A 25,594-nucleotide genomic window follows, 5' to 3' on the forward strand; every position below is an offset into this window, starting at 1 on the left:
ACCATCAATCCCCGTCGGCGACGCCTTCTGCGCGTTTGCGCGCGCGGTAAGACCGGAAGCTAGGCAGGATCACCAGCAAGGCGGCCAAGACCAGCAAGCCCAGCGTCATCGGGCGTTCAACGATGAAATCAAAGCCACGGTAAAGCTGCATCGCGCGGGCAAAATTGTTTTCCAGCATCACGCCAAGGATGAACCCGATCAGCAGCGGTGCCAGCGGATAGTCCGCGAACCGCAGGATGGTTGCCACGATACCGAACCCCACAAGTATCAGCAATTCGGTGGAATTATTCTGACCCAGATAACTGCCCATCAGCGTGAAAAACAAAATGAACGGGATCAGAAAGGTGCGCGGGATCGTCAGGATCTTGGCGATATAGGGGATCAGCGGCAGGTTCAGCACCAGCAGCACAAGGTTGCCGATATACATCGACATGATGACGGCCCAGAACACATCTGGTTCGTCGATCATCAGCCGCGGTCCCGGCGTCACGTTCAGTGCCAAAAGCGCGCCCAGCAAAATTGCTGTCGTGCCGGACCCCGGAATACCCAGCGTCAGCAGTGGCACGAATGATCCGGTGCAGGCGGCGTTGTTCGCGGCTTCGGGCGCGGCAATCCCCTTGATCGATCCTTTGCCGAACTCGGCCTGTTCGGCCCCCTTTGCGATGTTGCGCTCTACGGCGTAGCCCAAGAATGACGCAATCGTCGCCCCCGCCCCCGGCAATACACCAATAAAGAAGCCCTGAATTGATTGACGCCCGATCACTGGTGCGATGCTGCGTGCTTCGCTGCGCGAAATGCGCAATCCGCTGATCTTGCCGCTGTCACCCGTGGCAGCGCGGCCCGGGTTCATGACAAGAAACAACGCTTCGGGCAGGGCAAACATCGCCATAGCCAGCGTGATGAACGAAAAACCCGATTGCAGTTCCATCATGCCAAAGGTGAAACGCGGTGTGTTCGACAGCGCACCTTCGCCAACGGTGCCCAGCATAAGGCCCAGAACCGTCATCATCAGCGCCTTGGCCACCTGCCCCGTACCGGCAAAGGCCGCGATGGCCGACAGACCGACAACCATCAAGGCGAAATATTCTGCCGAATGAAACAGCAGCGCCACAGATGACAGGGCCGGGGCAAATATCATCAACAGGACCGCACCGATAGTGCCACCTGCGAAACTGGCGATAGCAGCAATGGTCAGCGCCTTGCCTGCCTGTCCCTTACGGGCCAAGGGATAGCCGTCGAACGACGTGGCGACGGTGCCTGCGACGCCCGGTGCGTTTAACAGGATCGACGATGTCGACCCCCCGAAAATCGCCCCGTAATAAACACCTGACAGCAAAATCAGCGCCGACGTCGGATCACCGATGCCAATGGCGATGGGAATCATGATGGCGATGATCGACATCGGGCCAAGGCCCGGCAACATGCCGATCAGCGTGCCGATCACACAGCCCAGCACGACGATCATCAGGTTGAATGGTGTGACAGCCGTCGCCAGCCCGATCAGAATACCTTCAATCATTTGTCCAACCCTTACATGAACATGCCGGGCCAGGGGCGCAGGAAAATGCCCAGCACCTCTTGGACCAGATACCAAATCGAACCGGCAGCAATGACAGCGACCGGAATCATGATGTGAAAACGCCGTTCACCCAGAAGCAGCGAGCCGACGAATAGAAAACCCACCGTCGCGCCCAGAAACCCCAGCGGCCGCAGCAGCAGGGCGTAGCCCAGCATCAGGACGATCAAGCCAAGCGCCTGCCCAACATGGTAATCGCCAAGCCGCGTCAGATCGATCGCGCCGTCTTTCTTGGTCTCGTTTGCGGCGGGCTTTGAGCTGAACAGAATGATAAATCCAACGACCAGCCCCGCTACCGTCAATATCTTGGGAAAGGTTGATGGCCAGACCGGATTGCGCTGCAGGATCGGCGGCAATTGGTCGTCCATTGTGAAGAATGCGGCGTAGCCATAGACGCAGCACAGCGTGATAAAGGCCAGCGCGATCCAGCGATCGAGTGCCATCGGCGGTCCCTCCCCGAGGATGTGATAAGCAAAGTGTGTGCGGATGCCCCACGCAGGGGCACCCGGCTTGCGTTCCGATGTTCTGCCAGCGACAGCGGCGAGGAACAGTTTTTAGAGGAAGCCCAGTTCGCGCATCAGATCACCGATCTGGATTTCCTGCTGCTCTAGAAACTGGGTGAATTCTTCACCGGGCTGGTAGATGTTCACCAATCCCATACGCGCGCGGACTTCTTCCCATTCGGGAGTTTCCATCATTGCGGCCAGCATCGCCTGATATTCGGCCTGCTTTTCTTCAGACAGACCGGGCGCGCCAAAGAAACCGCGCCAGTTCACGAACTGCGCATCGATCCCCTGTTCGACAAAGGTCGGCGCCGCGTCATATGCAGGAACACGGTCCGGCGCAGTTACGCCAAGGATACGGACCTCACCCTGTTCTGCCAGTCCGATTGCTTCGGAAAACCCTGTGGACAGTGCCTTGATTTCACCGGACAAAAGGCCAGCCATTGCTTCGCCACCGGCATCGTACCCGATATAGTTAAAGGCGGTCGGGTCTTCACCGGCGCCCTGCATGACAATGGCCGCAACAAGGTGGTCCATGCCACCCGGAACCGAACCGCCACCGATGGTCAGCGCATTGGGGTCTTCGCGGTAAATTTCCAGCGCGTCTTCCATCGTTTCAATCGGGCTGTCTGCCAGAACCACCAAGGCGGCATAGTCGCCCACAGTGCCTGCAACCATGGTCAGGTCACGGAAGCTTTGGGAAATCTCGCCGGTCAAGGCGCGGATCACGATGGGGGTCGAATTGACCATCAGCGTGCCGTCGCTGCTGGCCGCGTTTTCGATCAGGTTGGCAATCGCCACACCGCCGCCGCCGCCAGACATGTTTTCATAAGTTGCGTTGCCGACCAGACCTGCATTCATCAGCGCCTCGCCCGTGCCGCGCGCCGTGCCGTCCCAGCCACCACCGGCACCGCCGGGGATCAGGAAATGCACCGAGTCCATCATCTGATGGCCTTCGGCCTTGGCCATGCCTGTCGCTGCAAAGCTTGCTGTTGCCGCTGCGATCAACGCGCGACGTGTCCACCCAAGGGTGTTCATTGGTAATTCCTCCCATTTGACAGGTGGTCCTCTCCCACCCATAACGCTAGCTAATCACACCAAGCTGACAGAAACCTGACAGGGATCTAGTCCAGTTCCATGTGCAGGGATGCGGGGGGTATCGCGTGCGCTATCTTCTGATCGAAGACAACGTCGAACTCGCCGACGCCGTTATCAAGCGATTGGCGCTGGACGGTCATGCCGTCGATCATGCGACGACGCTGGCCGATGCACAGGACTGTCTTGCCGGTGCCACCTATGACCTGATCCTGCTGGACGTGATGTTGCCCGATGGCGATGGCCGCGATTTTCTGGCGCGCAACCGCGCACGTCTGGAAACGCCGGTGATCGTCCTGACCGCGCGCAGTCAGGTATCCGACCGTGTGGGCGCACTGGATCAGGGGGCAGACGATTACATCACCAAACCTTTTGATTTTTCGGAACTCGAGGCGCGATGCCGTGCCGTACTGCGGCGCCGTGGCGGGACGGCGCGCAATGAAATCGCGCTTGGCCCAGTTTCGTTCGACCTGCTTGCCGGCACCTTGCAGCGCGACGGTCAAACGCTTGAACTGCGAAGCCGCGAAATCCGCCTGCTGGAACTTTTCGCCCGCAGCCCCGGCCAGATCCTATCCAAATCGCACCTGATGGATCGTTTGTTTTCCTATGACACCACCGTCACCGAAAACGCGATAGAGGTGTATGTCGGGCGGTTGCGCCGCCGGATCGACCAGATGGGTCTGCGCATCGAAACCGTCCGCGGCGAAGGTTACCGCATAGAGACCGGGGTAAATGACTAAATCCCAATCCATCGGTCGCCGATTGACGCTGTTGCTGGCGGCGGTGGCGGCGGTTTTGTCGGTGCTCAGTTGGGCCATGGTCACGGTGCTGGCACGCGAAGCAACGCAGCGGACCCAGGACAACGTCCTTGCAGCCTCTGTCACGACCATCGCGGAAACCCTGCGAAGCGAACAGGCAGAGGTGCGGCTGGAATTGCCCTATGCCGCTTTTGCCATGCTCGGCGCGATCAGTCAGGATTTGGTGTTCTACCGGGTTACGGCCAACGACCGGACACTGACAGGTTACGACGACCTGCCATCGTTTGAAACCGGACGGCAGGGTCAGGTGATGTTCCACACCGCCAATTATCGCAGCGTTCCGATCCGCATGGCCGCAACGACACGGCTGATTTCCGTGGGGGACGGACAGACGCAGGTCACCGTGACCGTGGCCCAGACCCGTGACGGCGTCGGCGCGATCGCTGCCGACCTGTCGCAGCTGGCGGCGTTTTTCTCATTGGCTTTTTTTGCTGTGGCTGTCGGGCTTTCTGCGGTTGTCGCGGCAACATCGCTGCGCCCGTTGAACGAAATCGCGGCTGCCGTGTCACGGCGCGGTCCGTCCGATCTTCGCCCCGTGCAACGCAATGCACCGGCAGAGCTTGCACCGCTTTTGACAGCGCTGAACCGGCTGATGGACCGCTTGCGCAATTCGATCCGCCGGTCAGAGGATTTTATCACCGAAGCTGCGCACCGCATCCGGACACCACTGGCAACCGTGCGGGCACAGGCGGAAATCGCGCTGCGCACCGTGCAGGGTGACACGGAAAAGGACCGCCTGCGCCAGATCATCCGCGCCGTTGACGAAAGCTCGCGTTCGGCGGGGCAATTGCTGGATCATGCGACCGTTGCCTACCGGACTGAAAATCTGACACAGGACCGACTGGACCTGTCAGAACTGGCCGCCGACACGCTGGCCGCAATGGAACCCACCGCGTCCATGCGCGATATTCGTCTGCGGCTGGACGGCGAACAGGCCCCCGTCATCGGTGATCCGATCCTGTTGGAAAGCGCCATTCGCAACGTGCTGGACAACGCCATAAAATATTCTGCTGAGGATACGACCGTGACCCTGCACATCACCTGCAGCGACAGCGAAACCCATCTGACAATCTGTGACGAAGGGCCCGGCTTTGGCGATGAATCCTTTGATACGCTGACCGAACGGTTCCGTCGTGGCCCCAATACCGGCGGTATCGTCGGTTCGGGACTGGGGCTGACCATCGTGGCAGAGGTCATGGCCGCCCACGGCGGTCGGATCGAACTGACCACATCAACGCACAACGAAAGGGGCGGCGCATGCGTTTGCTTTACCTTGCCTTCGGCCTGATCCTTTGGACAACAAGCCACGCCAGCGCACTGGACGTCGAAGAACATCAGTATTTCCCCGGCAGTGGCGCGCGCGTTCTGAAAATCCTGTCGACCACCGATCTTGCATTGTTCGCGCCTTATGTCCGGGCGTTTCAGGACATACGACCTGATATCGCAGTGGATTATACCGTTGTTTCGTCCAGCGAATTGCACCGCGCGATCCGTGACGGTGCGCAATTCGATCTTGCGATCTCTTCTGCGATGGACCTGCAACTGAAACTGGCCAACGACGGATTCGCCCTGCCCTATTGGTCCGATGCGGTGGAAAAGCTGCCCGACTGGGCGCGCTGGCGCACCCTTATATTTGCAATCACAGCGGAGTCTGCTGTCGTGGTCGTCAACACGGACCTTTTTGAAGGTCTTGATCTGCCCGAAACCCGACAGGATCTTCTTGCGCTTCTGCGTGACAATCCCGACCGCTTTGCTGGCGCGGTGGGCACATATGATGTCCGGGTCAGCGGGTTGGGATATCTTTTTGCGACGCAGGACGACCGCGCCACAGATGCGTTTTGGCGCCTGAACGAAGTCATGGGCCGTCTTGATCCGCAGCTTTATTGTTGCTCTGGGCAGATGATCGACGATGTCGATGAGGGGCGTCTTGCCTTGGCCTATAACGTGTTGGACAGTTACGCTGTCGGTCGGTTGGCAGCGGACAAGGGCGGCCGCATGCAAATTCTGGAAATGCAGGATTTTACCAATGTCATGCTTCGCACCGTGCTTATCCCCGCCACGGCACAGGACATCGATGCGGCAGGTGCGATGATCGACATGCTGACGACGCTGGGCATACGCGACCAGCCCGGCGATTGGCCCTTACCCTCGCTTAGCCTGTCGGGTCCGTTGGAAAAGTCGGGCTTCGGCCCAATCCGGCTTGGCCCTGCGTTGATGGTCTATCTTGATCCGCTGAACAGACGGAATTTTCTGACAGAGTGGGAAGACGCGATGGAACAGCGATAGCTGTCATTGCCGTTTGCGCATTTGTCGCATCACCATTTGCCGCCACCGCCATAGAAAGGGTCGCAATTTCGGCCCTTATTTTCGGGATTCGCATTTAGGATTCGGGATCGCAAGCGGTGCGTCACCGCGACACTATTGATGCAAGGTGGATCGCCTGGGAATGAAACGGATTGGCCTCGACGCGACCGACATTCGCATCCTGTGCGCGGTGCAGCAGCATGGCCAGCTGAGCAAGGCCAAGCTTGCGCAGATTGCCAACATTTCCGCGACACCATGCTGGGCGCGACTCGACCGGCTAAAGGCAGCGGGCATGATCCGGGGGTATCATGGCGACATTGCATTGGAACGGGTCTGCGATGTTACGCAGGTCACGGTGACAGTGTCGCTGACCCACCATCGCAAGGCCGATTTTGAAAGGTTCGAAGCGTTTGTCATGGGACGGGACGAGATCACAGAATGTGCCGCCACCGGCGGTGGCATGGATTACGTTCTGAAGGTCATCAATGCCAACCTTGGCACGTTCCAGACGCTTATGCAGGCAATGCTGGATGCAGAACTTGGGATTGATCGGTACATGACCTACATCGCGACCCGAGTCGTCAAGGCAACCCAGCCCAACCTGATCAAACTGGCCGCAAAAACCAACGGTTGACCGAACAGACTGAACGGTCCTCACTTTGCCAAAAAACAGCCCGTCTGGCCTGAAAGCGCCCATTTTTCAGGCTAATTTCGCACATCGTTTGGACCTAAGTTCGTCAAAGTTTCAGCAGTTTCGGGGTGTCCGGGACGAGTGATGTAAGGGAGGTCACAATGCAGATAGAAGACTTTGGTTTCGGCACACAAATCCGTAAATCCCCATATTTCGACGCGACCGTCCGGTGGGGTGCAAAAGGATTTTCCGTTTACAATCACATGTATATCCCGCGTGATTTCGGTGACCCTGAACAAAATTTCTGGAACTTGGTTAACGACGCGATCCTGTGTGACGTGGCTGTCGAACGTCAGGTCGAAATCACGGGTCCGGATGCGGCGCGCTTTGTTCAATTGCTGACCCCGCGCGATCTGTCAAAGATGTCCGTCGGCCAATGCAAGTATATCCTGATCGTCAATGCAGAGGGTGGAATTCTGAACGATCCGATCCTGCTGCGGCTGGCCGAGAACCATTTCTGGATATCGCTGGCTGACAGCGACATTCTTCTGTGGGCGCAGGGCGTCGCCGTCCATTCAGGGCTGGATGTCAAGATCGAAGAACCCGACGTGTCGCCTCTGCAGCTTCAGGGTCCAAAGTCCGGCGAGATCATGCAAGACCTGTTTGGCGACAGCATCCTCGACCTGAAATATTACTGGCACCGCGAACTTGAACTGGACGGCATTCCGCTGCTGGTGTCGCGCACCGGTTGGTCGAGTGAACTGGGTTACGAAATCTATCTGCGCGACAGTGCGCATGGCGACGGTTTGTGGGAGCGTATCATGGCAGCGGGCATGAAACATGGCCTGAAGCCGGGGCATACGTCGTCAATCCGTCGTATCGAGGGCGGGATGCTGTCCTATCATGCGGACGCTGACATCAAGACAAACCCCTATGAACTCGGCCTCGACCGGCTGGTTGATCTGGATATGGATGCAGATTTCATCGGCAAGGCCGCGCTGCGCCGCATCAAGCAAGAGGGCGTCAGCCGCATTCAGATCGGCGTGATCATCGACTGCGCACCGATCAAGGGGCCCAATACAACCTTCTGGACGATCAACAAGGACGGTACCAACATCGGCAAGGTCACTTCGGCCGTGTATTCCAGCCGGCTGGAACGCAACATTGCGTTGGCGATGGTCCACATCGACCATGCCCAAATCGGGACAGAGGTTGAAATCATAACGCCGTCGGGCCCTGCGCGCGGCACTGTGGCAGAACGACCGTTCTACGACCCCAAGAAGAAACTCGCGGCTGCCTAAGCCGCCCCATAATCAAGAAAGCTGGGCCATGTCTGACCTTTCAATCCAACTGCATTGGCAACGGACAGAAGCCCAGTTCCTGACTGGTCAATATTCCAATGCACACACGGTGCAATACAACAGTGACCTAGATGTCCCGGTGGACGCCGCACCCGAATGGGGCGGCGATCCAACCAACACCAACCCCGAACAGGCACTTGCGTCGGCCTTGTCCAGTTGTCACATGATGACCTTTCTTGCATTGGCGGCAAAGGCGGGGTGGCCGGTGGCCAGCTACAGCGACCATGCCGCCGCACACCTTGGCAAAAATCCAAAGGGTCAGATGTCCGTCGTTCAGATCGACCTGCACCCGGTCGTTAGGTTCGACACCGGGTTCATGCCCGACGACGCGGAACTGGCAAAAATGCAGGATCGCGCGCATCGCTACTGCTTTGTTGCCAACACCTTGGCCGAAAGCGTTGCGATCAACATCTATCCGGCTGCCTGACAGCGCGCGACTGGAAGCATTCAACAAGGATCATGTGCGGAACGGTCAAAGCGGCAAGACCAATAAAGACAACCTGCACAATGGGTTGCTGCAAGGTATCTGATCCCGCATCCGGCAGGTTGATGAAAGCCAGAAGCCCAATCAAGACTGTTACACCACTTACAACAATAGCGACGCCCAATGCCTGCTTTTTCCGATCCAGAGAAGCGAGCGCATCGGTGAAATGGCGCACCGAATGAAGCGCGCAGAAATAGACTATAAAATAGACCAACGGCGCCAGACACGCCGCAGCAATCCAGATGACCCCGATCTCGATAGCGGCCCTATCCCGAAAGTTTGATCGAAAGATGAAGAGAGATAGGTAAGACATCAGAGCGAATGCGCCCATGATCGCCAAACCCTGTGCCGCAAAGTTTGCGGCGTCTGCGGGTGCGAGATAGGAAAAGATCGCCGCAACCTCGTCTGCCCTGAAAAGTGCGGGTGCGCCGACTGTCGCCACGCCACCGATCCATCGCTGCGCGCGCCCCGCGTCGTCCCAATCGCCCGAAAAATGAACCGCAGAATAGACCAGAAATACGCACAGCGCCGGCCCTGGAAAAGCGATCCAGAAAGCCACCAAAAGCAGCGATAAGCCCAAGTATATCGCCGAAAACGCAGCGGTGCCGCGCCATCCCTTCAATGACCAAAGAGACTGCGCAATGGGCAAATCAAGCGCACCATGCGGCAGACCCAGAATTGCGACGGCAGGCACCAGTATAAGCACCTGAAGCATCAGGTCCGGTTGAAACAACAGATCGACACCGATCATTGCCAGCGCGGTCGCGGCGAATACCATCGTTTGCCAGATCGGTGAGAGCGTCATTTCGGAAAGGCTGCCGCATGCAAAAACGGCAGCGGCGGCAAGGATGCCATGACCGAGGCGCGATCGGCAGTGCGGGTTGAGCCTGACAAAAACCGTTCAAGCCGGTCACGTGGCGCGTTGCGAAACAGCGTTTGGAAAAGCGCCGGGCCGCGGTCCGGTTTCGACCTGAGAACCTGTAAAAAGACACGGTCCATGAAGCGTGTCATCGGACCGTCAAGGCCCATTGCCAACGGACCACCATTGATCAGTGCGTTCGCAACCCGGTCTGCCTGCATCTGAATGCGGGAGAACGCATAGCCGGTTGACGGTCTGGCAGCCCCACCGCCCAAGCCCATACGTATGATGCCGTCGGGCACGGTATCGGCGAAGCCGACCTCCATTGGCAGCGCTCCGGACTCTGTGCGGATCGTCTTGGTCTTGCCGGGATCAAGGACTGCGACCTCCTCTTCCAGCCACTTCTTAAAAACGACACTTCCGGGGTTATGGGGGGCGAATGATGTGACTTCGATCAAGGCCCGGTGCGCGCTGAACGGCAGGATATAGACGAAATCCACCCCTGCACTGCGGGCCGGGCGAAAATGCATCAGTTGTACGGTATCCGGGTCGAAAACTGGACGCTCGGTTTCGATTTCATGGCCCAGAAAGAACTGACCGTAGGCTGGAATGCGGTTCGGCGGGCGCGTGTCGACGACCGCCGCCGCTGTCAGGGCGCCTGCGTCGGTGTCGACAAGCCAGCCTGAACCGGTGCGGGTGACAGCGCGTGCCTTGACCCCCATGGAGAGCGCGTTCCCGTCTCCATCCTCGATCATTTCGGACGCATGATCGTAGAATGCACCTGCTGACACCGTTTGATAGCGCATCTGCGATGATGTCCGCATAACCTTGCCAGCGACACCTTCCACGGTCCATGACGCCCATTGCTTGCGGACGCACCCCTCGAACGGATCGGGTCGTGTGCGCCAGAAACTCCATGCGCGATCGTCCGTGTAGACGGCACGCGGTTCGATGACGCGCACTGAAAGCTTGCTGTGCGCCAGCCTTGCGGCAAGGCTTAGCCCGGCACAGCCACCACCCAGAATGGCCACATCAACATCAGGCCTGGACACGATTTGACCCATCGTGTCGATTTCGCATTTGCGTCAACTCGCTGGCGATAGCGCGTATGGCAAGCATCGCCTTATGTTCCCGTGGGACAATTTCGCGCCCACCCAGCGGGTGATAGCCCCGGGTGCGCAACCGTGTGCCGATCGCCTGATACATGGCAGCAGCGGACGCCACGGCAAGCCGCAGGCGCAATGGCACGGCACCAAGCCCTGACAGGCCCGACAGGTACAATTCATCCGCCCGGTCCAGCAGATCGGCCATCGCGTATTCTGCTGCTGCGATGGCGTCCGGGGTGCCCGCGACGATGTCATCCGGTGAATGGGGGCACAGCGTAAACGGCAGGTAGCGTCGGCCGTTGGCCGCGTCTTCCCTGACATCGCGACAAATGTTGGTCAGTTGCATCGCCTTGCCTAGATCCGCTGCCTTTTGGTGGTGCACGGCGTCCACGTCAAAGATCGAACAGATCATGATGCCGACAGTCCCCGCGACCCCCATGCAATAGGCATCAAGCGCAGGCATATCTTGGATCGAAACCGCCCCCGTATCATGTGCCGCGGTGTCGACCAGTTGGGCAAAGGCTTTATGCCCGGCCGGGCGACCACGGAACAGATCGCGCGCGTCCCGCGCAAGTTCGTCCTGCGGGTTATCGGATGATAGGTCACGCTGCAGGTCTTGTAACTGGCGCTGACCCACAGATCCGCCGATCTCGTCCGCTATGTCGTCGACCGTACGGCACAACACGTATAGCCGCGCGACGCGCCTGCGGTCATGGCGCGGCAATAGCCGGGCGCCGGGTGAAAAGCTGCGCGCGTGGTAGGCCATGATCTCTTCTGGCTTCACGACACGGGCTCCGAAATCGGAACTAGGGTTTCAAGAACCTTTGCCGATGACACGACACCCGGCAAACCTGCTCCCGGATGCGTGCCGGCCCCCACGAAATACAGGCCGCGAACGCCCTCACCACGGTTGTGGAACCGGAACCACGCGGACTGCGTGAAAAATGGCGATAGCGAGAATCCCGCCCCGTCGACCGACAGATAATCGCTGCGAAAATCTTCTGGCGTCATCGCGAACTCTGCCGTGATGTGATCGCTTAGCCCTGGCAACATGGTGTCTTCCAAAGCGGCAATGATCCGGTCGCGCAGCTTGGGTCCTTCGACGGTCCAGTCCTGCTGGCCAGCCAGATTGGGCACGGGGCAAAGCACATAAAAGCTGTCGCAGCCGTCCGGTGCAAAACTGGGATCTGTCGCCGTCGGCCGATGAACATAAAGCGAGAAATCTTCGGCAAGTTTCTTGTTGACGAATATATCCTGCAGCAGGTCTTTGTATCGCTCGCCAAACCAAACCGTATGATGTGCAACATCCGGCCATGTTTTCGTCGCGCCAAAGTACAGCACATACAGCCCCATCGACAGCGTCGACCGTGTGGACCGCATTTTGGCCAATGTCGTGATCTGCGCGTCCGGCAGCATGTTCCGGTAGACATGAACCGGGTCCATGTTGGACACGACGACGTTCGCATCCAGATCCTGACCGTTTTCCAGAACGACGCCGGTGGCATGCCCGTCCTCGACCTTGATCCGGTCAATCGTCGTAGCCAATGACACCTTGATGCCTTCTTCTTCCATCAGCCGTTCAAGCGCGTCGACAAGCGCACCGGTGCCACCCATGGCGAACCAGACGCCATGTTCGCGTTCAAGATGGTTTATCATCCCGTAGATCGCTGTCGTCGAAAACGGGTTACCGCCAAGAAGCAGCGGCTGGATCGAAAAAGCGCGTCGCAGCTTGTCGTGGCGAAGGTGACGCGACACCATGGCCCAGACGGTTTCATATGACCGAAGCCGCAACAGGTCCGGGATCTGTTTCAACATGAACCCGACCGAATGGAACGGCACGTCCGAAAGCTTGGAAAAGCCGACGTCATAGATTTTTTTCGACCATGCCGCCATGCGGCGATAACCGACAACATCACCGGGCGAAATGCGTGCGATTTCTGCTTCGGTCGCTGCATCCGTGGGGCCATAATCAAACGTATCACCGTCAGCGTATTGAAATCTGTACCAAGGGTCAGGCTCTACCAGCGTGACGTAGTCCGACATCTGTTTGCCGAAGAGTGCAAAAAGCTCTTCAAACAAATGCGGCGCCGTCAGTACCGTTGGCCCGGCGTCGTGACGAAAACCGTCTTTTTCAAAGACCTGACCGCGCCCCCCAAGACGAACGCATCGGTCAATCAGATGAACGTCGTAACCTTTGGCCCGCATGCGCAGAGCGGCGGCGATTCCGCCAAAACCGGCCCCGGCGACGATGGCTGTTTGCGATGTGGTAAAGCTTGTATCACGTGGCATTTGCGATGTCCTTCAGTTGACCTTCAAGCTTGTCTGCGAGCCGCAAGAACGATGCGCCCGCATTGTCCGGCAGTCTGCAGGCGTCCTGCCGCACCGCGTGTAGGGAACGATTGGCCAATTCGCGCGCGCGGGTGACCGCGTCCACGGAACTGAGCCCCGTTTTTTCCAGCGACAGGCAGATGTTCGTGGCCCGGTTCGCCAGGTCGGCCGTGCGGTCGGCAATGTCATCGACTGTCTGGTATGCCACAGCCAATGCGCGACCGGCGCAGGCGGCAGCAGTCTGCCCTGATGCGCCCGCCGCGATCAATGCCAGTTGAATGGGCATGGCCAAAAGCGGGCCGGACTTGGCTTCGGCAATCGTGACCCAGTCTTTCGGCGTCGGAATATCGGCGCTGCAGTCTTTGGTCTGGCCGGCGATCGTGACCGCAATGGCCTGATGCATCAGATGCAGGGCACGGACTGGACGCGGGTGATGCGCGAGCGCCATGTAGGCCGCAGAAATCAAAAGGTCACCGGTCGAAACGGCGACGTCACTGCCGTCGCAGGACCAGACGGCGGCCGCCCCGCGACGGATTTCATCACCATCCTGAAGATCATCGTGAACCAAAGACGCGTTGTGCAAGAGTTCGGATGCCGCGGCACAGGCGATGGAAGCTTCGGGTGACAGACGCAGCGCTGCGGCGGCTTCGATCCCCATTTGCGCACGCACCCGCGATCCACCGCCCGCCAGATGATATCGCGCGGCCTCTGTCACGCGGGACGGGGAAAACGATACAAGTCGCATCATCTCAGCCTCTACGTCGCTGACCGATACACCACATCGACGTGCCATATCGAACATCGCCAACCTCCTGATTATGGAAATGGTGGACCGCCCCCACGATGCGGGGGCGGTCTGCGCATCCCTATGCGGGAACTGTCTGGCGCTTCTGGCCGTCGGGCTCTTCGCTTTTGCGCATGGCAATCAGGAAGATCAGAACGCCAAATCCGGCTTTGGCGACGAGGTCGGCAATCGTGTAACCGACTTCGACGATCACAGTCGCTGTCGCACCTTCGATCCCGATGGCGCCCGCAAAGTAGACGATTGGGTAAAAGAACCAACTAACCACGGTGACGTTGCGGGCAGCCTTGACCAAGCCACGCGCATTTTCCGGCTGGCTCTCGATTGCCTTGCCCAGACCGACGTACAGTTCGTACACGATCCACAGGAACGGCACCATCGACAGCAAGCCAAAGATCCAGCGCACGCTGCCGGACTCTGCCACTTCACCCGGATAGCCCAATGCGACCATGATCAGGGCCAAAAGACCAAGACGAGTCGCCCGCGATACGGTTTCTGATCGTGTAAGACTCATCACCAAAATGAGCTCCACCAAAAGAAGTGGGACGGTCAAAAGCCAATCGACATACCGATAGGCAGAGTTGAAGCCCTTATCAGTGGCGTTGTACGCGCCTTCTGCAAGAACATAGGCTTCGCTCCAGCTCTGCCCGATGCGGAAATAGTGATATGCCGCAATGAACGTCACCAGTCCGGTCACGACCATTGCCGTTTTATATTGTTGTTTCACTTGGCCTATCCCCAGCCAAAAAAACAACGTTGCGGCTGCGAGTGTCGCAAAACCGAACGAGAATGCGTTATATATCAGGTCATATTGACCGATAGAGAGAGTTTCCATGCTTTTCTCCTGTCTCAAGCAGTCAGTCAGGTAGTACATCTCCGATACATTCAATTGGCTTCAGGCCTGCGAATATGTCGCAGTTTTAGCAGTAAAACTGTATTTTCCACATAAAAGCCGTTGCGTTTTAGCTAGTTACCGCTCTTGCCCTGCGCCACCTGCGACACGGACGCACGAGCGACATTTTGATACGGTCTCTTGACTTTGCACCGACCCCGGCCGCCGGCCAAACGATCTGATTTTTATCGTTTTCATGGCAGAATTGCAGACAGGTTGGGCCTGCATTGCCCCAGCAGCTACCAGCCCAGCGGTCAGCGGCCAGCGGCCAGCGAGGGACAGAATTTCGATGCCGCATGCCACCACGCAAGGTATACACGCACCGCGAGGTTAAATATTACACAATGATGGCGCTTCGAATTTTTGATAAGCCGCATTACGGCATTTCATCTAATGCTGTGGAAAATCAACAAGAAGGCGGAACAAGATTTTCAGAATATATCTATATCCCTTCAGAACAGGATTTCTTTTTAGTGGCTCTATATTAATAAAACTAATTTTATTGATGCAAATTATGGTGGCTTAATTATGCCCATTTATTTTTTTAATGACAACGCCACACATTTCGGTTTCTGTTGTAGCGTAATGTAATGCTATCAACGCGCAGGTGCTTTCAATGTACGGTTTTAGATCAGCCTCAGCAATTTTTTGATGTTCTGACCTAGGCGCAGGCCTCCGCCATGGCGGCTACCGGCACCCGCAATACCTGAAGGCACGGTCATCGCCGTAGAGGATGCCAATTTCACGACATCTTGCGCGATGTCAGATGTCGCCAGCAGCCCAGGCAATCATATTGGAAAACAGCTTGTCATAGCCATCCCATGCAAGAAATGCGGGGGGCAACCAGTGCTCACTCATGTCGGACGTCCAAGCCACGGTTCGGCCCTTGCCGTGCGTGCCAGTCGCAAGCAACGGCAGACTACGCTGCATCTTGGGTAACGACAGAACCAAATCCACGTCGGGCGCGTCTTTCAGCACCACCTCGTTCACCCCAAGAAGGTAAGGCCAATCAGCCGGGATGCCTGAAAGAATCGGGTGGTCGGCCGCGTTTATGACGGGCGTGCATCCTTCGGGAATCTCCATACGGTCATCAGATGTCAGGCAGGTCACCGGCAGTGCCGTTTCAACCGCCGTATTGTGCCAGCGCGCCTTGCCGTCGATCCCCTGAAACGAAAAATAGCCACCGATCATGATCAGGCCGCCGCCTTGACGTGTCCAGTCGGCCAGCAGGTTCACCCGGTTTGCAACGCGTTCGCCGCGCAGCCAGACATCCGGGTGCAAAAGCAGGGTGTTCGCGCCGATGTCAGACAGCATGATGACGTCATACTGCGCCAGATCTTCGAGTGTCGTGGGAAAATCTGCGGCCGCCTCGTGCGCGGGCATGTGGGTGACGTGATAGTCGCCGTTTTTCATTCCGTCCATGAACCGCTTGTTGCCGGTGTGAAAGGTGACGCTGCCGAACTGGTCAAAGCCCTTGTAATGTGTCGAAGAGCTGACCCAGCTTTCGCCGACGAGAAGCACTTTTTTCATAGCATCTGTCCTGAAGTAATTTTGCGCGCCAAGGCACGTCGTGGATTGTCGATCAGGAGCATTGAAAGATCGGCCTGGGTCAGACCATGGCGCAGCAGTCTGGGCAAAAAGTGTCGCTGCACATGGGCGTATCCGTTCCCGCCATAGGCGCAGAGCATCATCTTGATGAATACATCTTGCGACAGCAGGATCTGTTTGCCGTAGCCGAGCGAAAAAAGGTTGGCGATTGCGGCTGCGTTGTCCGCGTCAGACGGGCATTGGACCGACTGATCCGCATACCAGAAATCCATGCCGATCATGTCGTATTCAAGAAAGGCGCCGCGATCTGCCAGACTGCGTTGATAGTCGATGTCTTTGCCGGATGGATTCATGTGGCACAGGATGACCCTATCGGGCGAGAGGCCATTCTGTTCCACAAGATCGAGCACATCATGCGCCAGTCGGAACCACGCAGGCAGATGGATCATAGGTGGCAGGCCGGTCTGCGATGCCGCCGTAGCCGATGCAGACAAAACCTTGCGTTCCGCCGCCGTGAAATCGGAACTGACGCCAATTTCGCCAATCAAACCGATCTTTGTCTGATTGGCGCCAATGCCCTGTTGCGCCTCCAAGATCAGTTCATCCACGATGTCGGTCTCGCTCATGGATGTTAAGTAGTCAGGGTGCGACGAATGCAGGTAGTAGCCCGCGCCCATGATAATGTTCAGGCCGGTTTCACGCGCAATACGCGTCAATGCATCGGGATTGCGACCAATCCCCTTGCAGGTCGGATCGACAACCGTGGCACCGCCTTCGGCGACAAACAGCATTAATTCCTGAACGGCCAAAGCTTCATCATCAAGTGCACAATTTTCGCGGTTGGCAAAAGAGTCATGGCGCAGCTGCGACAGGATGCCGGGCGTGATCGGAACATCCCGTATGGCAGAGGTGAAATCGGGGTCCTGACCGCGCCACCAACAGCGACAATCGTTAAGGATGTGTTCGTGCATCAGGGTCACGCCCAGATTTTCCAGCGGCACCGGTCCAAGCACCGTCATGACTGTTTTCTCGAATTCAACTGCCATGGCTACGATCCTTTGCGTTTCGGTGGGTTGTCGTATGCGGCGCTGTGGAACGCGATTTCCAGTTGCATGATGTCACCGAACACCTGCGACAGCCTTTCGGCGTCGCTGTCATCACCGTAGGTGTCGATCGCATCTTTCAGCCACATCGCTTGATCGGCGAAATCTGGTGCCGCGTGCAGTTCCACCCAAGCGCGCAGGTCAGGGTCCGTAATCAGTTCGGTTTTCGTCGCCTGCGACCATGTCCAATACATCCATTCGGCCGCAAACATTGCTGTCAAAACATCAGTGAACTGGCCGGTTCGCGCAATATCCAGCATCCCTGCATCAAACGCGATCACCGCATCAGGGACTGGTGTATCAAGCGCAATGCCACGCTTGGCAAAGATATCCTCGAAGTAAGGCACCTGCGTGTTGGCCAATGCGTCCTGCACGCCAATCAACCGACGTTGCGCCCCGATGTCGGGCGCGCCGATCGTTGCAAAAGCGAATATCGATATTGCTGTTTCAACAAACCGTCCCTCGTATGCGAGGTATCGGTGAAAAACGTCTTGTGGCAACGTATCCGCCTGAATGTCCGCGACAAAGCGGTGTTTCAGCATCTGGTCCAGAATTGCGGTGTTGGCCGACAGGATCTTGTTTGAAAGCAACATCATCAATCGCCAATCGCGGGTGCCGCTGCCGCAACGAACGACCGCACGCGGGCTGCATCGACTGGATTCCACCAGACGCCACCTTCTTTCAGGGATGACGCAACGATGACTGCGCTGGCGATCGACAGAATGTCTGTGATGTTTTCCGACGTCACCCCCGAACCGACCAGAACAGGAAGGTTCGTGGCATCTGCGACTTCTGCGATCTCTTCCATCGTGGCGCTGTTTCCGGTGCGCTGTCCCGTTGCGATGACGGCATCCACATCGAAAAACGCCAAATCGCGGGTCAGTTCGGCGACGCTGCGGTCTGCCGTGATCGAATGGCTGCCGTGTTTGACATGGCTGTCAGCGAAAACCTTGATCCCTTCACCGCGCAGGGCTGAACGATAGCGCATCGCCTCTGCGGCGCGGCCCTCCATGAACCCCTCGTTGGCGACATAGGCATTGGCCCATTGATTGACCCTGATGAATGCCGCCCCCGTCGCCCGGGCGATGGCAAAGGCCGGGATAGGGGCGTTTGCCAGAACATTGATACCGATCGGCACATCAAATTCGCGTTTGATGCGATCGACGACGACCGACATGAATGCGGATGTTTCCGGCCCGATATCGTCGGGTTTTGCAAAAGGCACATCACCGTGGTTTTCAACCACGAGGCCATGCAACCCGTTGCTGATCAGCCTGTCAGCATCGCGCATGCACGCATCGTAGATCTGATCCAATGTTTCCCCGCGATAGCGCGGCGCGCCAGGGAATGGCGGGCAGTGGATCATGCCGATCAAGGCTTTTGGTCGGCCAAAAATCTGTTCGATGGCATTGCCCGCGTTGTCAGAGATAGATTGCATATCAGTCCTATGTTTGATCCGCTGCTGGCCGCCTTTGAAAGACGGACAGCGAGATGTTCAGGCGCCTTTGGCCTTGCGTGAGAATTTGAAATTCGCTGTGAAGATCCGGGTATTCAGCCAGATTGCGATCAGGATAATCGTGCCAGTCACGATCTGGGTGAAGAACGGAGAGATGTGCATCAGGATCAAACCATTCCCGATCACGGCGATGGTCAGGGTCCCCAACAAGGTGCCCAGAATTGATCCGCGCCCACCGAACAGCGACGTGCCACCCAACACGACCGCTGCGATCACCTGAAGCTCGAATCCGACGGCCGCGTTCGATGATCCTGAACCAAGTCGGGCCGCGATCAGCAGACCAGCGACGGCGCAGGCGATGCCCGACAGCATATAGACCGACGCGATGATCCATTTGGATGGCATGCCGACGCGTCGCGCGGCTTCGGGATTGGACCCGACGGCGACAACCTGACGTCCGTACATCTGACGCCGGATCACAACCGCCGCGATTGCCGCGATCACCAATGCGATGACTGCAGGGATCGGCACGCCAAAGAGTGTGCCACGGCCCAGCGCAAAGAACCCCGGCACGTCGTTGATCGGGATGGAATACCCTTGTGTCATATAAAGCGCGAAGCCACGCAGGATGGACAGTCCCGCCAAGGTCACGATGAACGCCGGGATACCCTGATAGGCAATGAACCAGCCCTGCACCAAACCGATCACTGCGCCAAACGCCAGCATTGCGATGACCGCGACAGGCCAAGGGATGCCAAACGATAGGACCAGCGCTGCCGATGCACTGATGATCGCAACCTGAGAGCCGACCGACAGGTCAATCCCTGCGGTGATGATGACAAATGTCATTGCAACAGCAACGATCAGGATCGGCGCCGCTTGTCTGAGGATGTTCAGAATGTTGCCAACGCTCAGGAACACATCTGTCGCAACCGAAAAGAAGACAACGCAGACTGCAAAAAAGAACGCGATCGACAGAACCTGCGCATTTTCAGTCAGGAAATCGGCGACGGCTGATCCCTGCCCGCGCTCTGTGTAGGCATTGCTCATATCTCTTCTCCCTTGCCGACAATCAACTTCACCAAGTCCTCGAGACTTGTGTTGCTGATGTCACGTTCGGCAACCTTGGTGCCTTCGTACATGACAGCGATTTTGTCGCAGACGCGGAACAGATCCTGCAGGCGGTGCGTAATCAAAATGACAGAAACACCGCGCGCTTTGACCCGGTTGATCAGACGCAACACCGCCTCGACTTCGGCGACCGCTAGTGCCGACGTCGGTTCGTCCATGATCAGAACACGCGGGTTGAACGATGCGGCGCGGGCGATTGCGATAGCTTGCCGTTGGCCGCCCGAAAGCTGGGCGACCTTGGCCGTCAGCTTTGGAATGCGAATATCAAGCTCATCAAGCATCTCGCGCGCTTTTTCACGCATACTGGCGTTGTCCAAAAAGGACATTTTCGTCATCTCGCGCCCAAGAAACAAATTTCCCATAACGTCGATGTGGTCACACAGGCTCAGGTCCTGAAAAACCATTTCGATGGAACGCGCACGCGCATCCGCAGGGCTGGAAAACCGGACTACTTCGCCGTCAATGCTGATCGTGCCGCCATCGGGAACGTAGGTGCCGGAAATAACCTTTGTCAGCGTTGATTTGCCCGCTGCATTGTCACCGATCAACCCAAGGCATTCGCCCGGGGCGACATCCAGATCGACACCCCTTAGCGCCTCGATTGATCCAAAATTCTTTTTGATCCCCCGCAAGGAAATGCGCGGGACAAGGGCCGTGTCGGAGGGCTTTTGGCCCTCCGACGTGTTGGCCATGCTTTGTGCTGGCCCTGCTGTCACTCGAACACGCTCCGGAAGGTGTCGACGTTTTCGCTTGTGACGATGGTCACCGGCACTGCGATCGTGGACTCGACAGAGCCACCTTCGCTGATGGTTTTCAGCGCCTCAACTGCGGCGGCGCCCATGGCGGCGGGGTCTTGCTAGATCACGGCGGCGACATAGCCTTCATCGATGCCACGGATTGCCTGCGCGGTCAGATCCCAGCCAAAGATTTCGATGCTGTCCTGCTTGCCCTGGCTTTCGACCGCGGCGACCGCACCGACCAGCGCTGGTTCACCCGTCGCATAGATCGCAGTCAGGTCAGGGTTTGCGGTAATCATGTTTTCGGCAGCTGCCAAGGCAAGATCCTGCACGTTCTGACCGTCGACAACGCCCGCCTCGGTGACACCTTCGGCGTCGGAAATGACATTAACAAAACCGTCCTGCCGAATGTTCTGGATCGAAGAGTTCAAGGCACCGACGATGCCGATCTTGGCCGTACCGCCCATGTCACTGGCCATATAGTCCAAAAAGAACGCTCCCATGTCAGCGCCAGCGCTTTCATTGTTCACACCGACCTGCGCTGCATGCGGACCTTCGGGAAGGACGGCATCGACAGCGACGACGGGGATACCCGCGTCAACAGCCTGCTGAACCGCAGGCATGATCCCGTTGACATCAATCGCCACAACAATAATGCCGTCAACGCCTTGCTGAATGTAGGTTTCGATGGCGCTGTTCTGGGCTGCGGGGTCGTTGTTGGCGTTGAACACGACCAGTTCGTCTCCGCTTGCCTCTGCGGCTGCTTCTGCACCGGCGTTCATCTGGTTGAAGAACAGCGCCTGCTGATTGATTTGAACCATCGCAAAGGTTTCCGCGCTGACCGCGGATGCCATCAGGCAAGTCCCTGCGGTTGCCGAAAGTAAAGCCGTCTTGATAAGTCGATTCATTGTGATCTCCGTTGGGTTGAGTTTTTTATGGTCCCGGATCGGGTCGTTTCTTGTTCTTGGCCGGGTTCGAAACCGAACTGCGTTCGATCAACGTCACCGGCATGCGTTCTGTCAGCGCCTTGAAACCCGGTTCATTCCAGGCGTCACTGAACAGAATTTCGACGGCCCGTTCGCCCAATCGACCGACGGGTTGACGCACCGATGTGATTGCGGGTGCAAAAAGATGCAGCGATCGCGCATCGTCGAAACTGATAATCGAAAAGTCGTCCGGCACGCGCACGCCGCGCTCTTTGAATACTTCCAGAATGCCGACGGTCAGTTCGTCAGAGCCGGAAAAAATGGCTGTTTCATGCGTGGCGGTGTTCAGAAACTGTTCCGCCAGCGCCCGGCCCGATGTCGGGGAATGGTCACCGACAAAAAGCGTTGGCTCAATGGCGGGATCACCGTTATGGGCCAGCCCGCTCCGCAGCCCTGCCAGACGGGTCTGGGTGCTGTGCAGATCGACGCCGCCACAGAAATAGGCGACATGACTGTGGCCCGCCGACCGCAGATGCCGTCCAGCCAGCACACCGCCCAAACCGTTGTCGCACAGCACGCGCGGCAGGTTTCCACCGGGAACATCTTCATCAAGGATGACCGCCCGTGCAAATTCGTTCAGCGCTTGGGCAACCTGTGCTTCTGGCGCGCGGTTAGTGATGAAGATCACGCCATCGACCTGATTTTGCGCCGCACGCCGCAGGGCGGCCATCTCTCGGTCGCTTTTGTTAAAGGTTGCGTGCAGCAGAACCATGGAATTGTGGATCTCTGCGGCCTTTTCGATGGCCGCCGCCAGTTTCGCAAAGAACGGATTTCCAATGTCGGGCAGGATCAAGGCGATCGTATCTGAACGACCCAGGCTAAGACGGCGGGCATGCGGATTGGGGTGGTAGCGCAGCTTGCTGACCGCCGCTTCGATGCGTGCCCGCGTCGGCTCTGGCAGATCCAGCGACCCATTCAGATGCCGAGAGATTGTAGCCGTGGAAACGCCTGCTTCTTTGGCAACATCCTTAAGGCTCGGCCGCGACTTCATATCTTCGCCTCTCCCGTTGATCGGCCTAAAATGCTAAGTTAACCGGTTTAGTAAACCCATTTACAATTGTCTTTTTCGATTCTGTCAAGCATTCTCACCCGAAAGAATTGGATCAGTTACCAGTGATGCCTGAAATTTCATCAGCGTCGCTGGCAAGGAAGGCAGCGCGTGATGAAGGTTTTTGTGGTCGGTAATATAGCGATGGATCAAACCCTGGCTGTCGACCGAATGCCGCTAGAAGGCGAGTCTATCTTTGGCAGCAAGATTTCAAACGATCTTGGCGGCAAGGGCACGAACCAAGCAATCGTTCTGGGACGTTGCGGCATCCCAACCATCCTTATCGCAGCGATCGGAACCGATGCGCAAAGCCAGCAAATGCGCGAACGGCTTGCGCGAGAGCCGGTGGTCGACAGATTGGTCGAACGCCAGGACATACCCGGGGACACGACAATCGTTCTGAAGGACACTGATGGCGGCAACGTCAACATTACAACGGTAGATTGCGCGCGCAGCCTTCGGATTGCAGACGTCACGCCGCTGATTTCAGATGCAGAAGCTGGCGATCTGCTGGTTCTTCAGGGGAACCTGTCTATGGCGGCGACATCGGATATCATACGTGCAGCCCGCAAAAAGGGGATGCGCGTCGCGCTGAACCCATCACCGCTTTCTCCAGACATCGCTCAACTTCTTCCCGGCTTGGATATTCTGTTCCTTAACGAACACGAGGCGGAGCAGATTACCGGCGCACAAAAGCAAGCGGCTGTTCAATATCTGTTGGATCTCGACATCGACATCGTCGTGCTGACCCTAGGAGCGTCCGGTGCGCTGCTTGGCCAGCAGGACGGCATCGTCGAAGTACCCGCCCAACGTATCGACGTCGCGGACAGCACCGGCGCCGGGGACACATTTCAAAGCGTCGCCATCGGATCTGCGTTACGGCGTGGTGAGTGGATTGACCGCCAGTCCCTCTCGATCGCGGCAATGGCCGCAGCCATCACCGTGTCGCGCTTCGGCACGACTGCCGCATTTCCAACACAAGCTGAATTGGACGCGCTTCTTGAGCAACGGAACAATTAGGCCAAAGCTCTGTTGATACGTAGAAGCAACCGAAAAGGAGACTTATATGTCTATTGCACGTGTAACAGAGATATCCGCGACCTCGCCGGAAAGTTTCGACGATGCAGCCAAGCGCGGTATAGAAAGAGCTTCCAAAACCCTGCGCGGAATCACCAGTGCATGGGTCAAAGACCAGAATGTCATGATCGATAACGGCAAGATCACCGACTTTAAAATTAATCTGGTTGTGACTTTCGTTCTGGACGAATGACACTTTGGGTTGATGGTGCCTTGGTTGGTCTTCGACTTTTGGACTGGCCAAGGCGACGCAATCATCACTGATGAGCGAGGTCAGGTCTGCCGTGCTTCCGCCTGTAAAAGGCCAAGACGCACGATGATCTGGTTCGCGCATCAAGGCGGGCAATCAAGCCCGCCTTTTTCATGTTCGGACTCCCCCGACGTCGGCTTACTGTTCGCAAGCGCGTGCGCCACGGGTGCCTGATCCCGCACCGCGACCTTGCAGATATACGCGCAGCCCCCCCGCTGAGACCACTATTTCCCAAGCTATACGGGAACAATCTGCGGTATCTCCTGTTTTTCTGACCGTCAGGTAACGAAATGGAGAACCGTTATGACCCGCGATAACTCTGCAGATTTCCCAAAGAGAGCATCTGACGATAACAGGCCTGCAGCACCCGGAAAGAAGCGATACCCCCCCCCGGCCCGATCCAGAATCGGGTGAGGTCCCGGCAGGCCCCGGTGATGCTGGTTTGCAGGATCGTCCCCAAATCAACCAAGGCAGCGCTGGCTCCCACCAAATGTCCAACTCTCGCCTGCTTATTGGATTGGGTATCGCAGCAGCCTTGGCGACTGCCGCATTTTTTTTAGCAGTAATTTTTTAATGCCTGCCTAGAAATGCGCTGGATTCAAATTAGCACATGCTGGAATATTAAAATAATTTAGGAAACAGATCAAGAATCCACCATAAAATGACAGACGTCTGGAACAAATAGCAGCGCCCTTCATTTTTCTAGTGAACGCTGAATTCATTTAGCGTGAACAGATTGCTTTAAGCCAAAAGCAGAAAGGACGACGAAATGAAACAGACAATAATGACTGCAACTGCAGCAAGCGCCTTGGCTCTCGCCGTGGCCACACCGGCTTTCGCACAGGAAGATGTTCAGGTTCTGTCCAACTGGGCCTACGACGGCCTTTACGCCGAGGGCTGGAGTGTTGACACCGCGTTCGGCACCACCGAGGTGGTCGATGCAACCGGCGAAGACATCGGTGATATCGAAAACATCATCTTCAGCAACGAAGGCGAGGTTCTTGGCATCATCGCGCAGGTCGGCGGCTTCTGGGACATCGGCGATACCCACGTTCACGTTCCGTGGGACGAAATCACGATGACTGAAGGCACACAGCAGATTCAGGTCCCGGTTACCGAGGAAACCATCGACGACTACGACGTTTTCGACGGAAACTGGGAAGATGAACAAGTCATCACCGAAGACGCCACAGATTCAACGCAGGTCGTCGATGATGACCTTGTCGCAGGCTCGGGCATCTTCAAGGCGACCGACCTGATTGGCAGTTACGCCTATCTGTCAGAGGACGTCCCCTATGGGTATGTCGCGGACATCATCGTGCAGAATGACGCGATTGCCGCGATCGTCACGGATTCCACAGCATACGGACGCGCAGGATATTATGCCTATCCCTACCGCTACACTGGCACATCTCCGATGGGAACGACGCGCTACGACATGCAGTACGATGCGACCGAGGTCGATACCATCGAGTCCTTTGACTACGAGCAGCTGCAAT

The 25,594-nt window shown here is 57.3% G+C and carries 27 protein-coding genes; 9 read left to right on the forward strand and 18 right to left on the reverse strand.

Annotated features, from left to right (window positions below; genetic code table 11):
• Window positions 1-4: 4 nt before the first annotated feature.
• From GZH79_RS09625 to GZH79_RS09635, 3 genes are all read right to left on the reverse strand, one after another.
• The gene (locus GZH79_RS09625) at window positions 5-1,519 is read right to left on the reverse strand and encodes a tripartite tricarboxylate transporter permease (protein WP_211643579.1); all 1,515 of its coding nucleotides are present in this window, start codon (window positions 1,517-1,519) and stop codon (window positions 5-7) included.
• Between the two features lie 11 nt (window positions 1,520-1,530).
• Window positions 1,531-2,019 carry a tripartite tricarboxylate transporter TctB family protein gene (locus tag GZH79_RS09630; protein ID WP_211643580.1) on the reverse strand — a complete coding sequence of 163 codons (489 nt, stop codon included), beginning with the start codon at window positions 2,017-2,019 and terminating at the stop codon, window positions 1,531-1,533.
• Between the two features lie 111 nt (window positions 2,020-2,130).
• Window positions 2,131-3,117: a tripartite tricarboxylate transporter substrate-binding protein gene (locus tag GZH79_RS09635; protein WP_211643581.1), complete on the reverse strand. Its 987-nt coding sequence runs from the start codon at window positions 3,115-3,117 to the stop codon at window positions 2,131-2,133.
• Window positions 3,118-3,242: 125 nt separating this feature from the next.
• Between GZH79_RS09635 and GZH79_RS09640 the strand changes: the two genes are divergently transcribed.
• The 6 genes from GZH79_RS09640 to GZH79_RS09665 all read left to right on the forward strand — a co-directional run bounded on the left by GZH79_RS09640 (window position 3,243) and on the right by GZH79_RS09665 (window position 8,715).
• Complete coding sequence (locus GZH79_RS09640; protein ID WP_211643582.1) at window positions 3,243-3,914, forward strand: response regulator transcription factor; 672 nt, start codon at window positions 3,243-3,245, stop codon at window positions 3,912-3,914.
• The gene (locus GZH79_RS09645; protein WP_211643583.1) at window positions 3,907-5,280 is read left to right on the forward strand and encodes a sensor histidine kinase; all 1,374 of its coding nucleotides are present in this window, start codon (window positions 3,907-3,909) and stop codon (window positions 5,278-5,280) included. The genes GZH79_RS09640 and GZH79_RS09645 overlap by 8 nt, the downstream gene beginning before the upstream one ends.
• Window positions 5,250-6,278, forward strand: a complete 1,029-nt coding sequence (locus GZH79_RS09650; RefSeq protein WP_211643584.1) for an extracellular solute-binding protein — start codon at window positions 5,250-5,252, stop codon at window positions 6,276-6,278. Before GZH79_RS09645 ends, GZH79_RS09650 begins: the two co-directional genes overlap by 31 nt.
• A gap of 160 nt (window positions 6,279-6,438) precedes the next feature.
• The gene (locus GZH79_RS09655) at window positions 6,439-6,930 is read left to right on the forward strand and encodes an Lrp/AsnC family transcriptional regulator (protein WP_211643585.1); all 492 of its coding nucleotides are present in this window, start codon (window positions 6,439-6,441) and stop codon (window positions 6,928-6,930) included.
• 158 nt (window positions 6,931-7,088) lie between these two features.
• Window positions 7,089-8,228 (forward strand): glycine cleavage T C-terminal barrel domain-containing protein, encoded by a 1,140-nt coding sequence (locus tag GZH79_RS09660; RefSeq protein WP_211643586.1) that lies wholly within the window; start codon window positions 7,089-7,091, stop codon window positions 8,226-8,228.
• A gap of 28 nt (window positions 8,229-8,256) precedes the next feature.
• On the forward strand, window positions 8,257-8,715 hold the full coding sequence (locus tag GZH79_RS09665) for an OsmC family protein (RefSeq protein ID WP_211643587.1): 459 nt from the start codon (window positions 8,257-8,259) through the stop codon (window positions 8,713-8,715).
• Here GZH79_RS09665 and GZH79_RS09670 read toward each other — a convergent pair.
• From GZH79_RS09670 to GZH79_RS09735, 15 genes are all read right to left on the reverse strand, one after another.
• Window positions 8,693-9,523 (reverse strand): Brp/Blh family beta-carotene 15,15'-dioxygenase, encoded by an 831-nt coding sequence (locus GZH79_RS09670; protein ID WP_249219074.1) that lies wholly within the window; start codon window positions 9,521-9,523, stop codon window positions 8,693-8,695. The genes GZH79_RS09665 and GZH79_RS09670 overlap by 23 nt on opposite strands.
• Window positions 9,524-9,573: 50 nt before the next feature.
• Window positions 9,574-10,683 carry a lycopene cyclase family protein gene (locus GZH79_RS09675; protein ID WP_349291181.1) on the reverse strand — a complete coding sequence of 370 codons (1,110 nt, stop codon included), beginning with the start codon at window positions 10,681-10,683 and terminating at the stop codon, window positions 9,574-9,576.
• Window positions 10,670-11,503: a squalene/phytoene synthase family protein gene (locus GZH79_RS09680; RefSeq protein ID WP_249219075.1), complete on the reverse strand. Its 834-nt coding sequence runs from the start codon at window positions 11,501-11,503 to the stop codon at window positions 10,670-10,672. Before GZH79_RS09680 ends, GZH79_RS09675 begins: the two co-directional genes overlap by 14 nt.
• Window positions 11,504-11,517: 14 nt before the next feature.
• Window positions 11,518-13,026, reverse strand: a complete 1,509-nt coding sequence (gene crtI, locus GZH79_RS09685) for a phytoene desaturase family protein (RefSeq protein WP_211643591.1) — start codon at window positions 13,024-13,026, stop codon at window positions 11,518-11,520.
• Entirely contained in the window at window positions 13,016-13,867 is an 852-nt protein-coding gene (locus tag GZH79_RS09690) for a polyprenyl synthetase family protein (protein ID WP_211643592.1), read from the reverse strand. The genes crtI and GZH79_RS09690 overlap by 11 nt, the downstream gene beginning before the upstream one ends.
• 64 nt (window positions 13,868-13,931) lie before the next feature.
• Complete coding sequence (locus tag GZH79_RS09695; RefSeq protein WP_249219076.1) at window positions 13,932-14,741, reverse strand: bacteriorhodopsin-like; 810 nt, start codon at window positions 14,739-14,741, stop codon at window positions 13,932-13,934.
• 780 nt (window positions 14,742-15,521) lie between these two features.
• Window positions 15,522-16,289: a glutamine amidotransferase gene (locus GZH79_RS09700; RefSeq protein ID WP_211643593.1), complete on the reverse strand. Its 768-nt coding sequence runs from the start codon at window positions 16,287-16,289 to the stop codon at window positions 15,522-15,524.
• Window positions 16,286-17,353 (reverse strand): TatD family hydrolase, encoded by a 1,068-nt coding sequence (locus GZH79_RS09705; RefSeq protein WP_211643594.1) that lies wholly within the window; start codon window positions 17,351-17,353, stop codon window positions 16,286-16,288. The genes GZH79_RS09700 and GZH79_RS09705 overlap by 4 nt, the downstream gene beginning before the upstream one ends.
• Before the next feature lie 2 nt (window positions 17,354-17,355).
• Complete coding sequence (locus tag GZH79_RS09710) at window positions 17,356-18,006, reverse strand: TenA family protein (RefSeq protein ID WP_249219077.1); 651 nt, start codon at window positions 18,004-18,006, stop codon at window positions 17,356-17,358.
• Window positions 18,006-18,848, reverse strand: a complete 843-nt coding sequence (locus GZH79_RS09715; RefSeq protein ID WP_211643596.1) for a BtpA/SgcQ family protein — start codon at window positions 18,846-18,848, stop codon at window positions 18,006-18,008. Before GZH79_RS09715 ends, GZH79_RS09710 begins: the two co-directional genes overlap by 1 nt.
• A 57-nt stretch (window positions 18,849-18,905) precedes the next feature.
• Window positions 18,906-19,916: an ABC transporter permease gene (locus GZH79_RS09720; RefSeq protein ID WP_211643597.1), complete on the reverse strand. Its 1,011-nt coding sequence runs from the start codon at window positions 19,914-19,916 to the stop codon at window positions 18,906-18,908.
• Window positions 19,913-20,689, reverse strand: coding sequence for an ATP-binding cassette domain-containing protein (locus GZH79_RS09725; RefSeq protein ID WP_211643598.1), 777 nt, complete (start codon window positions 20,687-20,689; stop codon window positions 19,913-19,915). Before GZH79_RS09725 ends, GZH79_RS09720 begins: the two co-directional genes overlap by 4 nt.
• A gap of 20 nt (window positions 20,690-20,709) precedes the next feature.
• A complete protein-coding gene (locus GZH79_RS19220) occupies window positions 20,710-20,838 on the reverse strand; it encodes a hypothetical protein (protein WP_283094797.1) in 129 nt (42 codons plus the stop codon).
• Between the two features lie 15 nt (window positions 20,839-20,853).
• Complete coding sequence (locus tag GZH79_RS09730) at window positions 20,854-21,588, reverse strand: substrate-binding domain-containing protein (RefSeq protein ID WP_249219078.1); 735 nt, start codon at window positions 21,586-21,588, stop codon at window positions 20,854-20,856.
• A 79-nt stretch (window positions 21,589-21,667) separates the two neighbouring features.
• Window positions 21,668-22,711: a LacI family DNA-binding transcriptional regulator gene (locus GZH79_RS09735; protein WP_211643599.1), complete on the reverse strand. Its 1,044-nt coding sequence runs from the start codon at window positions 22,709-22,711 to the stop codon at window positions 21,668-21,670.
• Window positions 22,712-22,882: 171 nt separating this feature from the next.
• Between GZH79_RS09735 and GZH79_RS09740 the strand changes: the two genes are divergently transcribed.
• The 3 genes from GZH79_RS09740 to GZH79_RS09750 all read left to right on the forward strand — a co-directional run.
• The gene (locus tag GZH79_RS09740) at window positions 22,883-23,788 is read left to right on the forward strand and encodes a ribokinase (protein ID WP_249219095.1); all 906 of its coding nucleotides are present in this window, start codon (window positions 22,883-22,885) and stop codon (window positions 23,786-23,788) included.
• A gap of 46 nt (window positions 23,789-23,834) precedes the next feature.
• Window positions 23,835-24,038 carry a dodecin family protein gene (locus tag GZH79_RS09745; RefSeq protein WP_211643601.1) on the forward strand — a complete coding sequence of 68 codons (204 nt, stop codon included), beginning with the start codon at window positions 23,835-23,837 and terminating at the stop codon, window positions 24,036-24,038.
• 826 nt (window positions 24,039-24,864) lie between these two features.
• Window positions 24,865-25,594, forward strand: a 730-nt coding sequence (locus GZH79_RS09750; protein ID WP_211643602.1) for a PRC-barrel domain-containing protein, incomplete at its 3' end; no start/stop codon positions are given.

It is taken from the genome of Loktanella sp. SALINAS62, assembly GCF_018263905.1.
Lineage (GTDB): Bacteria > Pseudomonadota > Alphaproteobacteria > Rhodobacterales > Rhodobacteraceae > Loktanella.